Here is a 12,641-nt window from a genome sequence, read left to right on the forward strand (position 1 = left end):
GGCGGCGCGCAGCTGAGTTGCAGGCCGCAGCCCAGGACCTCATCTCACTCCATCAGAACGACCCAAACATCGTCCCCAGCGCAATCACCACCGACAGCGCCATCAGCGGAATCACGATCGTCATCGCCGCAATGTTCAGGTACGACTCCTTGTGTGTCAGCTTGCAGATCGACAGCAGCGTGATGATGGCGCCGCAGTGCGGCAGCGAGTCGAACACGCCAGCCGACATCACCGCCACGCGGTGCAGCAGGTCCGGGCTGATGCCGGCTTCGGTCGCCATGCGCAGGTAGTCGGCACCCAGCGTCTGCAGCGCAATCGACAAACCGCCCGACGACGAACCGGTGATACCCGCCAGCACGTTCATCGCCACCGCCTCGGAAATCAGCGGGTTGCTGGACACGTTCAGCACCGCATCACGGATGATGGCAAAGCCGGCCAGGCTGGCAATCACCGCGCCATAGCCCACCTCGGAAGCGGTGTTGAAAATCGGCAACATGGAACCCAGCACGCCCTTGTTGATGCTCTCCTGCAGATTGCTCCAGCGGCCGATGCTCACCAGCAGCAGCGTCACGATCGCCACCACCAACGCAATGATCAGCGCCCACATGCCGGTCTGCTTGGTCGCATCCATGGTCGGGAAACGTTCCTTGAGGAAGCTCCACTCCATGCCCGGGAAAATGCCGTAGGTGAACAGCGCGTTCACGCCAATCACCAGCACCAGCGGCAGCAACGCCAGCAGCAGCGGCATGGTCTTGTTGATGTCGCCGCCCATGTCGGCCTCGCCCACCATGCCACGCAGGCCCACTTCGTGGTCGTTGTGGTTGCCATAGCCCTCGCCGGCAACACGCGCCTTGTGTTCGCGTGAACGCAGCCACAGCATGCCCAGCGCAAACATGATCAGGCCGCCAATCAGGCCCAGGCCCGGGGCCGAGAAGGTATTGGTACCAAAATACTTGATCGGGATCGCGTTCTGGATCGAAGGCGTGCCCGGCAGCGCCGTCATGGTGAAGGTGAACGATCCCAGCGCAATCGCCGGAGCCACCAGTCGCTTGGGAATGTCGGCATCACGGAACAGCGACTTGGCAATCGGGTAAATCGCAAACGCCACCACGAACAACGACACGCCGCCATAGGTCAGGATGCCGCAGGCCAGCACCACGGTCAGAATCGCGTGCTTGCTGCCCAGCGTGCGCTCGATCCAGCGCGCAATCGAGGTCGCCGCACCCGAATCCGCCATCAATTGGCCAAACAGCGCGCCCAGCAGGAAGATCGGGAAAAACGCCAGCATGTAGTTGCCCAGCGCCCGCATGAAGGTTTCGGTATAGATCGGCAGCATCTGGCTCACATCGCCAGACAGGATCACCGCCAGCGCCGCCATGATGGGCGCCAGCAGCAGTACGGTGTAGCCACGGTATGCCAGGAACATCAGCAATACCAGTGACAAGACAATCGCAAAAGTGCTCATGAAAGGTTGTCCCCCTAGTAAAAACCCGCATTATCCCGAGCGACTTGACGGTAAGCTGACACAGCCTTGGAATCCGTACAGGATTGCTGCAGCACATGTGCTCCACGTACTTATATCACTATGTGAAATAAGTAATTTTCAAAATACGCTGCAGATTCAAAGATTTGCATGGCTGGAAGTCGACATCTGGCGATGCAAAATGCATGAAATTCTTGATTGTCGCTTTTTGCAATCATGGAAAACCCCTAGCGATGGCGCGCAAAAAAACGCCGCAGCTCCAGGCTGCGGCGCTGCTGCGACAGGCGGCAAGCTTCAGCCAGCCACAAGCACTTCGCGTGCTGCCGACTGCGTCTTGCCGGCATCATCGGTCCACACCATGTTCAGCGTACCCGACTTGCCGGCCACGAACACGAACTCGATGTAGGGGTCAATCGCCACCGAGATTTCCGGGTTCCAGACGAACAGCCGCTGGCCGCCCAGGGAAGCCTCGAACTTGTTGACGATGTTGCGCAGAATGGTCTTGCCGCCTTCATCCGAGCGCAGCCCGGTTTCCATGCGGTGCGTGGTCTGGGCGCGCACGCGCACCTTCTCGCCCTTCTTGGGCGTGGCGTTGCTGATCCAGATGCGGGGGGGTCTGATCATGGCGATTTCTCCTTTACAGGCCGCAGCTGCCCGGTGCCACTTCAATGAACTGGCGCGTCATCAGCAGGCGGCCATCGTTCATGCGTGCCAGCGCACGGATGTTCTGCGATGCAATCAGGCGCAGGCGGATAGCCGCCTCTGCCGTGCCCATGGCCGGGAAAAAGAAGAAACGGCTGGCCAGCGGCACCGGATTGCTCTCGGCGATCACGATCAGCTCCTCGCACCAGTTCTGCTCGTTGACCGGCAGCGTGATGCGCACCTTGATCGGCACCGAGGACGGGTTGTCGCCCAGCACCGGCAAGTCCAGCTTCAGGCCATCGGCCAGCGGCTTGCCGCCTTTCAGGAAGTCATTCACCAGCTTGGTCACCTGCGGGCTGACCGGGGCATCGGCGTTTTGCGCCAGCAGCACCGGCGACAGCACACCCAGCCCCGCACCTGCGGCAGCGCCCTTGATCAGCTGGCGACGCGACGGCAACGCCAGCCCATGTTCAGAACAGGAAATCATCAAATCGTCCCTTGATCCAGGCAAAGTCCTCCTTCACCATTTCCGTGGTACGCACATCGATGTCGATCTGCGTCTGGTGCACATGGCCGCTGGCCTTGTCCACCTCGTACTCGAACTTGACCGCAATTTCCTCCTGCGGTTCGCCGTTCACCATCATGAAGCACAGGTTGTCGGGCAGCACCGCCACCACTTCCTTGCCGGCCACGCGCTCGGAGATGTTGCGCGCCACGATCTTGCCAATGGCGTTGGCCACGTGGCCGCTCTTGGGGTAATAGCCGAATTGCGGCGAGATCGCGCCCATCAGGTCGCCCACGAAATACACGCGGTCATCGCTGCGCGCGGTGTAGTAGCGCGGATCCATGTCCGCCCAGCCGGTCGGCTTGCCGTCCTCGCCCTTGCCGATCAGGCCGGCCTGCCAGACCATGTCGGCCGCCTGGTGCGGCGGCATCAGGATGGCATCGTCAAAGTCGTAATCACCAGCCGCGGTGGAAATGCGCTTCTTGTACGGGTCAAGCGACTTCACGCCGGCATTCGGCACGTGCGTGATGATCTCGGGATACAGCTCCTCGAACGCCTGACGGTAGCCTTCGCCAATCGGGCCGATCTTGGGCTTGGGGTCCAGGATCAGGATCTTGCCGGGGATCTTGTTTTTCTTGATGTGCCAGGCCATCAGGCAGGCGCGCTCGTACGGCGACGGCGGGCAGCGGTGCGGCGGCGGCGGCAACGTCATCACCATGGTGCCGCCCTTGAAGTTCTTCAGCTTGGCCTTGACCGCATGCATCTTGGCATTGGGAATGTAGGCGCTGTTGAAGTGGTTGCTGGTGTAGCTAGCCGCTTCGCGGTCATCGCCAAACCAGGCCTCGAAGTTGTCGCGGATGCCGCCTGACAGAATCAGGTAGTCGTAATCCACCACGCCATGCGCGGTGCGCACCTCGCGCTTCTGGCGGTCAAAACCGTTGACCTCGGTCTGGATCAGGCGATAGCCGTACTTGTTGGCGGGATGTGTCATGTCGTGATGGACAAAGTCGGTGTTGACGATGTCCACCAGCCACTTGTTGCTCATCGGGCCGGACCAGAAGGTGGGGTTGCGTTCCAGCACCACCACATCGGCCTTGGGTATCCACTGTCGCAGGTAGCGTGCCGCGGTCAGGCCGCCCCAGCCACCGCCACAGATGACGATGCGCGGGCCACCGCCATGGCGCGGCAACAGGCGCGTTTCGGCGTTGATGATGGAGGGTGCCGCTACGGCGGACAGGGGCAAGCCGGCGGCCGCACCCAGCGCCAGGGCCGACGGCGCGGCCATGAAGGTTCTGCGTTTCATGTCAAGAATGAAGTCAAGTGCAAAAAAGGGGCGACAAGGCAGCTGGCCAGAGCCAGATTGCAAGCTTGTCGCCCCCGATGATACCGGAGTAAGCGTTTGGAGAACGTCTGCCCCTGGTATATACCCCTTCAGTTCCTCTTTACGCGCCCCAGATATCGTCCGTGATGGCGCGATACCAACCTTCGCCATACAGCGCCTCCTGGCGGCGGAAACGCGCATCGGCATCCAGCGGACTCACACCACCCGAATCCGGCATTTCGATCACCTTGTTGCCTTCGGCCTTGTAGACACCGGCCACGGAAATGCCGTAATCCGTCCCGATCAGGCTGTAGCAGGTATTGGCAAACGAGGCCTGCGGCAAGGCCTGGCCACGCAGCTGCGCGCTGATGACGGCCGCCACCAGCTTGCCCTGGGTGTTGGCAGCAAAGCCGGACTTGGGCATGGGGGCGGCAATCGTGGCGTCGCCCACCACAAACACATCCCTGACCTGGCTGGACTCGAAAGTCGCGCCGTTCACCGGCACCCAGCCACTGCCATTGGTCACACCGGCACGCTCGGCGATAAAGCCGGCCTTCTGCGGCGGAATCACGTTGAGCACATCGGCCTGGTGGATCTGGCCAAAAGCGGTTTCGACTTGGCGCTTGCGGGCATCCACGCGCACCACTTCGCCATCATCGATCTGGCCCACCCATTCGATCATGTCGCCATACAGCGCCTTCCAGCCCTGCATGAACAGCGCCTGCTTGGAGAATGCCGTCTTGGCATCGAGCAGCAGGATCTTGGATTTCGGCTTGTGCTGCTTGAAGTAGTACGCCACCATGGCGGCGCGCTCGTACGGGCCGGGCGGGCAGCGGAACGGGTTTTCCGGAATCGTCATGACGAAGGTGCCACCGTCCTTCATGGCTGCCAGCTGGCGCTTGAGCAGCTGCGTCTGCGGGCCGGCCTTCCAGGCGTGCGGCGCCAGTTCGGCGGCGGCCTCGTCATAGCCCTGCAGCTTGTTCCACTGCATGTCCACGCCGGGCGACAGCACCAGCTTGTCCCAGCGCAGCGTGGCACCGTTGGACAGTTTTACCGTCTTTGCCGTGGCATCCACCTGCTCGGCGCTGGCATGTATGACCTCGATGCCCAGCTTGCGCAACCCATCAAAGCCGTGGCCCAGGCTCTCCCACTCCTTCAGGCCGGCCAGGTACAGGTTGGAAAACGGGCAGGTATAAAAGCGCCGTGCCGGCTCCACCAGCGTGATCTTCACGTCCGGCTGGTAGCGGCGCAGATAGCGCGCTGCCGTGGCACCACCAAAGCCACCGCCCACCACCACCACATGGGCCGATGCCTGTTGCGCCCGCACCAGCGCCGGTGCGCCCAGCAGCAGGCCACCGGCAGCCAGGCCGCCCAGAATCTGGCGGCGGGAATAGCTGTTGTCATGCTGGCTCATCGCGGCACCTCCGAAAAATATTTCGCCAGACCCTGCAGCTCGGCATCGCTGTAGCCCTTCATCAGGCGCGTCATCACAGTGACGTGCGGAGCCTGGCCCGCCTTGAAATCCTGCATGCGCTGCAGCAGGAAGTGCTCGGGCTGGCCGGCAATCGAGGGAATGAAGCTGCTGGCCCGGCCATCCGTGCCATGGCAGTTGAAGCAGGTGGCGGCGGCCACGGCGATATCCTGCAGCGCAGGCTGCGCCAGCGCCGGCGCGGCCGCCGTCAGGGAAGCCGCCAGCACGGCAGCGACAGGCAGCAGACGCAGACGCGTGCTGTCCGCAGGGAGTGTTTCATTCCTGAAACGGGATGATTGCAGATCCAACTGGACACCTCATGATCATGGTTCAAACAGGAAGGCAGGTGCTGCGCACCCCACCCGCATCAGCCCTGACAGGCCGTTTGCAAGAGCATAATAGCCAACAAGCCTGTTTCGCCTTTGGGTTTAGACAATGAAGGTATATGGATATGTCTGCGCCGCATCTGGCCCCCAAAATGCAAAAAACTTGCAGGCACCAAAAAAATGCTGCTACAATGCGTGTCTTCAGCGGCTGTAGCTCAGTTGGATTAGAGTACTTGGCTACGAACCAAGGGGTCGTGGGTTCGAATCCTGCCAGCCGCACCATACAGAAACCCGTTGCAGTCCTGCTGCAACGGGTTTTTCTTTGGCCGCCTTCTGCGCGGCCCCGGCTCAGCGCATGCGTCGGCCATGCAGCCAGAGCAGGCCAAGCGCCAGCACGCTGAACAACGCCCCGGCATAAAAAGTGTAGGCCGCTCCCCAGCTATCCCACAGCAAGCCGGCCAGCACACTGGCCACCAGCATGGCGATGCCGCTCACCAGGTTGAAAAAGCCGTAGCCGGTACCACGCAGGTCAGCCGGCACCGTATCAGCCACCAGTGCTGCCAGCAGGCCTTGCGTCATGCCCAGATGCACGCCCCACAGTGCCACGCCAGCCAGCACCACCGCCCAGTGCGCACTGCTGGCCAGCACCAGATCGGCCGCCAGCAGCAGCACCAGCCCGCCAGCCAGCAAACCCTTGCGGTTGACGCGATCCGACAGCTTGCCAAACGGATAGGCCGACAGCGAATACACCGCATTCATCGCCACCATCACCAGCGGAATCAGCGCCAGCGCCATGCCGCCCTGCTCTGCGCGCAGAACCAGAAAAGCCTCGCTGAAACGTGCCAGCGTGAACACCGCGCCAATCAGCACCACCCACCAGTAGGCCCTCCCCAGCCGCCGCAGGTTCTCGCGGCGGATCGGATTGACGCGTTTTTCGCGCACCGGGCTGGCCGGTTCGCGCAAGCCGAACAGCAGCAACAGCACCGCCAGCGCGCCCGGAATCACGGCTACCCAGAACACGGCACGAAAATCGTTCGCCCACAACAGCATCAGCCCCACCGCCAGCAGCGGCCCGAGGAAGGCACCCACGGTATCGAGGGATTGCCGCAGCCCGAATGCAGCACCCCGGATCTCGGGCGGCGTCAGGTCAGCCACCAGCGCATCGCGCGGCGCGCCGCGAATGCCCTTGCCAACACGGTCCAGCAGCCGCGCCGTCAGCACCAGGCCTGAGCTGCCGGCCATGGCAAACAGCGGCTTGGTCAACGCACCCAACCCATAACCGATCACCGCCAGCCCCTTGCGCCGCCCCAACCAATCGCTCAGCACACCGGAAAACACCTTCACGATCAGCGCGGTGGCCTCGGCCAACCCCTCGATGATGCCGACCGTGGTGGCCGAGGTGGCCAGCACCGTCACCATGAACAGCGGCAGCAGGCTGTGGATCATCTCCGAGGAAATATCCATCAGCAAGCTCACCAGCCCCAGCACCCAGATGCCGGCCGGCATGCCACGCAGGCCCTGCGGTTTCACCGGCATGTCCTTGCCGCCGCCGGAACTTGTCATTTTTTTATCCAGATCTTGCAACATCAGAAATTTCCGGTATATAATTTCATCTTTCAGCGGCTGTAGCTCAGTTGGATTAGAGTACTTGGCTACGAACCAAGGGGTCGTGGGTTCGAATCCTGCCAGCCGCACCATACAGAAACCCGTTGCAGTCCTGCTGCAACGGGTTTTTCTTTGGTCGTCGCACGGGAATCGGCCTTCATGGCTGCTGCCGGTAGGAGGCCTGGCCCTGCTTCATGCCCCACCAGGACAGCACGGCCACCAGCATCAGCAGCACGGGCGAGGCATAAAACGCCGGCACAAAGCTGCCGCTGATATCGCGCACCAGGCCCCAGATCGGCGTCCCCACGGCCATGCCGATGAAGTAACCGGTGCCAAAAAACGACCAGATCTTGCCAAAGTCACGCTGCCCTACGGCGCCCGCCACCAGCAGCGGCGGCTGCACCGTGCCATTGGACATGCCGGCAGCCATGAACATCATGGCCACGAACATCAGCATGGTCGAGCTGCCATACACCATGTGCGGCAGATAGAGAAAGGTCAGTGCCTGCATGCCCAGCGACAGCAGCATCGTCGCCAGCATGCCGATGCGGTCATTCAGCCAGCCCAGCAGCGGCTTGAAGGCCAGCAGGCCCAGCGTCCAGCTGATCATCAGCATCGAGAAGAACGCCGTCTCGTCAGCCGGTTGCGCCTTCAGCGGCAAACCGGGATCGGAATAGACCGACACATCCTGCAGGTAGATCGCCAGCACCTGCGAACCGGCATGCACCATGCCCAGCACGATGATCATCGCGTACACCAGCCACAGCCAGGGTGAGCGCAGCGCCTGGCGATACAGCAGCCCCGGCTGGCTGGCCGGATCAGGCGATGCCGCGGACGGGTCGAAGCCGTGCGGCAGCAACCCCAGCTCCTGCGGGGTATTGCGCATCAGCAGCCAGGTGGACAACACCGGAATCACGCACACCACCACCGCAACCAGCAGCATGGCGCTGCGCCAGCCGGCCCCGGAAGAAATCATGGGCACCAGCAGCGACCACAGCATGCCCCCCACTCCGGTACCGCCCATCACGATACCGATGGCCGTCCCCTTGCCGCTCACGAACCAGTTGTTCACCCAGATGATGGGCACCAGCTGGAAACTCAGGCCATAGCCAATGCCGAGCACCGTGCCCGCCAAGTAGAAATGCCAGGCCTGGCTGCTGAAGGAGAACAGCACCATGCCCAGCGTCACCAGGCCGACACCCAGGTACATCATGCGCTTGGCCCCCAATCTGGGATACAGCCCCTTGCCCAGCAGCATCATCGACAGCACGATGGAAACCAGCGTGAAGGTGTAGTACCAGAGAAAAACGCCGTTATTGCCCGGAAACAGCTCCTGGATGATGTACGGATGGAAAAACGACATGCCAGACAGCACGATCGAACCGCCAATCATCACCAGGCAAGCGCCCAGCATGATGCGCCAGTGCCAGCGGCCGAAACCTTGCGAGGGGCTGCCCTGGGTGGGAGTGGAAGTCACCATGGGATTTCCTTGTTCGTATTGCGCTCTTGATGATTGTAAATTTCAACTATCAAGATGGCCAGGCCATCTGCAGACTCTCTGATCTGGCGCAAGAAACTGCTGGCCGCTGCTGCATTCTTGCCCGCAGCAACGCACTTGGCAACAGGAAAATCGGCGACTCAGCTGCGCGGGCTCAGGGCATTGCCCAGCAGGCGGGCGGTGATATCCACCACCTCCACCATGCGCGCATACGGCATGCGGATCGGGCCGATCACGCCCAGTGTGCCAACCACCTGGCCGTCCACGCTATACGGGGCCGTCACCACCGACAGCTCCTCCACCGGCACCACCTGGCTTTCGCCACCGATATAGATGTGCACGCCTTCGGCCTGGCTCGATTCGTCCAGCAGGCGCATCAGCAGCGTCTTCTGCTCGAACAGGTCAAAGGCCCGGCGCAGCTGCGACATGTCGGAGGAAAAATCGCTGACCGACAGCAGATTGCGTTCACCGGCAATCACCACATCCTGTTCGGCAGCGGATTGCATGGCTTCGGTGCTGGCCTGGATGGCGGCCTGCATCAGGCCGGCGATTTCACTGCGCAAACTTTCGACTTCAGTCTTGAGGCGCGCCCAGACCTGCTCCATGGCCATGCCGCTGTAATGCGCATTCAGGTAGTTGGAAGCCTCGACCAGCTGGCTCTGGTCAAAGTCGGATTCGGTGAACAGCACGCGATTCTGCACATCGCCATCGGGCGAGACGATGATCACCAGAATGCGCTTTTCGGACAGACGCAGGAACTCGATATGGCGGAATACCGATCCCCGGCGCGGACTCATTACCACGCCCACGAATTGCGACAGGCTGGACAGCATGTTGGCTGCACTGGCGATCACCTTCTTGGGCTGCTCCGGGGCCAGTGCCAGCTGCGGCGCAATGTCCTGCAACTCGCGCGGCTGCACCGTGAGCATGGTGTCCACGAACAGGCGCAGGCCGCGGCTGGTGGGAATGCGCCCGGCAGAGGTGTGCGGGCTGGCGATCAGGCCCAGGTTTTCCAGGTCCGCCATGACATTGCGGATGGTGGCCGCCGACAGCTCCAGCCCCGAGGCCTGCGACAGGGTGCGGGAACCGACCGGCTGGCCGTCAGCCAGGTAGCGGTCGACCAGGGTTTTGAGGAGCAATTTGGCGCGTTCATCCAGCATGGCATGTCATTTTAATGGTTTAATTCCAATCATGAAGAAACAGTTTCACCACGTTGCCCTGATCGGCAAATACCTGCAGGCACCCGGCCCGCATGCGGCTGTCTCCGAGGGGACACCACAGGCGGTGTTACGCTCTGTCATCGGCTGTCTGCTGGCCCATGGCTGTCAGGTATCGGTAGAAGCCGCCACGGCAGAACGTAGTGGTTTGGGTGACATGTTTCCGACCCTGGCGCTGGACCAGATTGGCCGCCACTGCGATCTGGCCGTGGTTGTCGGCGGCGACGGCACCATGCTGTCCGCCGCACGCCAGCTGGCCCCGTGCGAGGTCCCGCTGATCGGTATCAACCAGGGCCGGCTCGGCTTCATCACGGACATCTCGCTGACGCGCATCAACGAGACGATTCCGCCCATGCTGCGCGGCGAATACCAGGAAGACCGCCGCGCCATGATCCAGGGCCGTGTCATGCGCGAGGACGAAGTCGTGTTCGAGGCCCTCGCCTTCAACGACGTGGTGATCAACCGCGGCAGCACGGCCGGCATGGTCGAACTGCGCATCGAGGTGGACGGCCACTTCGTGTCCAACCAGCGCGCCGACGGCCTGATCATTGCCACGCCCACCGGCTCCACCGCCTACGCGCTGTCCGCCGGTGGTCCGCTGATGCACCCCTCGGTACCGGGCTGGGTGCTGGTACCGATTGCGCCGCACACCCTGTCCAACCGCCCTATCGTGCTCAGCGGCAGCTCCGAAATTGCCGTGCGCGTGGTGGCCGGTCGCAAGGCCAGCGCCAACTTCGATACGCAATCGCTGTCGCAGCTGCAGCCTGATGACCGCGTGGTGGTCACGCGCTCGCGCCACGAGGCCCTGTTCCTGCACCCGGTGGGCTGGAACTACTACGACACGCTGCGCGAAAAACTGCACTGGAACAGCGGGAGCAACTGACCATGGCGCTGCGACGCATCATCCTGAAGGATTTTGTCATTGTCGAAGCGCTGGATCTGGAGCTGGCGTCCGGCTTTACCGTGCTGACTGGCGAGACCGGTGCCGGCAAGTCGATCCTGATCGATGCGCTGCAACAGGTCATGGGCGCGCGCGCCGATGCCGGCCTGGTCCGTGAAGGCTGCGACAAGGCGGATATCAGCGCCCTCTTCGACACCACGCCACAGTTGCTGCAACTACTGGAAGAATACGGTATTGATCCCGATGAGGATCAGATCCTGCTGCGCCGCACGATCGACAGCCAGGGCAAGAGCCGTGGCTGGATCAACGGCACTCCCGCCACTGCCACCCAGCTGCGCACGCTGGGCGCCCTGCTGATCGATATCCATGGCCAGCATGCCTGGCAGGGGCTGATGCAGACCGGCAGCATGCGCGCCCTGCTCGACGGCTATGGCCGCATCGCAACCGACACCATCCGCCAGCACTGGCAGGACTGGCGCACCCGTCAGCAGCAGCTCGAATCTGCCAGTCAGGGCCAGGCCCAGCGCCAGCAGGAGCGCGAGCGTCTGCAGTGGCAGATTGCCGAAGTGGACAAACTGGCCCCTGCTGCAGACGAATGGGAGCAGCTCAATGCCGAACACCAGCGCCTGGCACATGCCCAGCAACTGCTGGATGCCGTGCAACAGGCCCTGACCCTGCTGGATGGCGATGGTCAGGGCATACAGCACAGCCTGCACCGCGCCAACCATGCGCTGCAGGAGCAGTCGCATATCGAACCTGCCTTCCAGGACTGGATCACGCTGATCGCCGGCAGCCAGGACCAGCTGCAGGAAGTACAGCGCGGCCTGTCCAACTACCTGGACCGCGCCGATCTGGACCCGCAGCGGCTGGAGCAGCTGGACCAGCGCCTGTCGGCCTGGATATCGCTGGCGCGCCGCTTCCGCCTGCAGCCGCAGGAACTGCCCGGCCACTGGGAGGGCTGGAAACAGCAACTGCTGAACCTGGATGCCGAAGACGATCTGGAAGCCCTGCAGGCCGCTGCCGACCAGGCTGCCGCCGCCTATGCCCGCGAAGCCGAACAGCTGACCCAGGCCCGCCAGCAGGCAGCCGCCCGATTGGGCCGACAGATCAGCGATGCCATGCAGCAGCTCGGCATGGAAGGTGGCCGTTTCGAAGTCACCATCAGTCCGGCTACCCAGCCCGGTGTCAGCGGTCAGGATGCCATCGACTTTCTCGTTGCCGGCCACGCCGGCAGCACACCGCGCCCGATCGCCAAAGTGGCCTCCGGCGGCGAACTGTCGCGTATAGCGCTGGCGATTGCCGTCACCACCAGCCAGCTGGGCAGTGCGCCCACGCTCATCTTCGACGAGGTCGATGCCGGAGTCGGCGGCCTGGTGGCGCATACCGTGGGCCGCCTGATGCGCCAGCTCGGCAGCGATCGCCAGGTACTGGCCGTCACCCACCTGCCGCAGGTGGCCGCGCATGGTCACCACCATCTGCGTGTCTCCAAGGCCGTATCGCTGCATGATGGCCGCCAGGCCACCGTCAGCCAGACCCAGGCGCTGGATACCCGTCAGCGCGTACAGGAACTGACGCGCATGCTGGGCAGCACCTCCGATTCAGCAGCTACACTGTTACACGCAACGGAAATGCTGCAGGCGGCCCATGCCAGCAGCAGCCCCACCCCCTAGCG

General features: G+C 62.8%; 11 protein-coding genes and 2 tRNA genes. 4 read left to right on the forward strand and 9 right to left on the reverse strand.

What is annotated here, in order from left to right:
- Positions 1-52 precede the first annotated feature (52 nt).
- The 6 genes from C513_RS0100430 to C513_RS0100460 form a co-directional block, all read right to left on the reverse strand.
- Positions 53-1,465 carry a GntP family permease gene (locus C513_RS0100430; RefSeq protein ID WP_018714053.1) on the reverse strand — a complete coding sequence of 471 codons (1,413 nt, stop codon included), beginning with the start codon at positions 1,463-1,465 and terminating at the stop codon, positions 53-55.
- A 312-nt stretch (positions 1,466-1,777) separates the two neighbouring features.
- Positions 1,778-2,107, reverse strand: coding sequence for a thiosulfate oxidation carrier complex protein SoxZ (locus tag C513_RS0100440; RefSeq protein WP_018714054.1), 330 nt, complete (start codon positions 2,105-2,107; stop codon positions 1,778-1,780).
- Between the two features lie 13 nt (positions 2,108-2,120).
- Positions 2,121-2,612 (reverse strand): thiosulfate oxidation carrier protein SoxY, encoded by a 492-nt coding sequence (locus tag C513_RS0100445; RefSeq protein ID WP_018714055.1) that lies wholly within the window; start codon positions 2,610-2,612, stop codon positions 2,121-2,123.
- Complete coding sequence (locus C513_RS0100450; protein ID WP_026320381.1) at positions 2,596-3,933, reverse strand: FAD-dependent oxidoreductase; 1,338 nt, start codon at positions 3,931-3,933, stop codon at positions 2,596-2,598. The genes C513_RS0100445 and C513_RS0100450 overlap by 17 nt, the downstream gene beginning before the upstream one ends.
- Positions 3,934-4,072: 139 nt before the next feature.
- On the reverse strand, positions 4,073-5,365 hold the full coding sequence (locus C513_RS0100455) for an NAD(P)/FAD-dependent oxidoreductase (protein ID WP_018714057.1): 1,293 nt from the start codon (positions 5,363-5,365) through the stop codon (positions 4,073-4,075).
- On the reverse strand, positions 5,362-5,730 hold the full coding sequence (locus C513_RS0100460; protein ID WP_018714058.1) for a c-type cytochrome: 369 nt from the start codon (positions 5,728-5,730) through the stop codon (positions 5,362-5,364). The genes C513_RS0100455 and C513_RS0100460 overlap by 4 nt, the downstream gene beginning before the upstream one ends.
- Positions 5,731-5,952: 222 nt before the next feature.
- Here C513_RS0100460 and C513_RS0100465 point away from each other — a divergent pair.
- Positions 5,953-6,030 (forward strand) — tRNA-Arg (locus tag C513_RS0100465).
- A gap of 66 nt (positions 6,031-6,096) precedes the next feature.
- Here C513_RS0100465 and C513_RS0100470 read toward each other — a convergent pair.
- Entirely contained in the window at positions 6,097-7,311 is a 1,215-nt protein-coding gene (locus tag C513_RS0100470; protein WP_018714059.1) for an MFS transporter, read from the reverse strand.
- Positions 7,312-7,367: 56 nt separating this feature from the next.
- Here C513_RS0100470 and C513_RS0100475 point away from each other — a divergent pair.
- Positions 7,368-7,445 (forward strand) — tRNA-Arg (locus C513_RS0100475).
- Between the two features lie 65 nt (positions 7,446-7,510).
- Here C513_RS0100475 and C513_RS0100480 read toward each other — a convergent pair.
- Together C513_RS0100480 and hrcA are read right to left on the reverse strand one after the other, a co-directional pair.
- Complete coding sequence (locus tag C513_RS0100480; RefSeq protein ID WP_018714060.1) at positions 7,511-8,833, reverse strand: MFS transporter; 1,323 nt, start codon at positions 8,831-8,833, stop codon at positions 7,511-7,513.
- A gap of 158 nt (positions 8,834-8,991) precedes the next feature.
- Positions 8,992-10,011 carry a heat-inducible transcriptional repressor HrcA gene (hrcA, locus tag C513_RS0100485; protein WP_018714061.1) on the reverse strand — a complete coding sequence of 340 codons (1,020 nt, stop codon included), beginning with the start codon at positions 10,009-10,011 and terminating at the stop codon, positions 8,992-8,994.
- A 31-nt stretch (positions 10,012-10,042) separates the two neighbouring features.
- Here hrcA and C513_RS0100490 point away from each other — a divergent pair, with 31 nt between their 5' ends.
- Positions 10,043-10,951, forward strand: a complete 909-nt coding sequence (locus C513_RS0100490) for an NAD kinase (RefSeq protein WP_018714062.1) — start codon at positions 10,043-10,045, stop codon at positions 10,949-10,951.
- Between the two features lie 2 nt (positions 10,952-10,953).
- Positions 10,954-12,639, forward strand: coding sequence for a DNA repair protein RecN (gene recN, locus C513_RS0100495; protein ID WP_018714063.1), 1,686 nt, complete (start codon positions 10,954-10,956; stop codon positions 12,637-12,639).
- Positions 12,640-12,641 lie beyond the last annotated feature (2 nt).

The organism is Allobrachymonas chironomi DSM 19884 (genome assembly GCF_000374625.1).
In the GTDB taxonomy this organism is placed as follows: Bacteria; Pseudomonadota; Gammaproteobacteria; order Burkholderiales; family Burkholderiaceae_C; genus Brachymonas; species Brachymonas chironomi.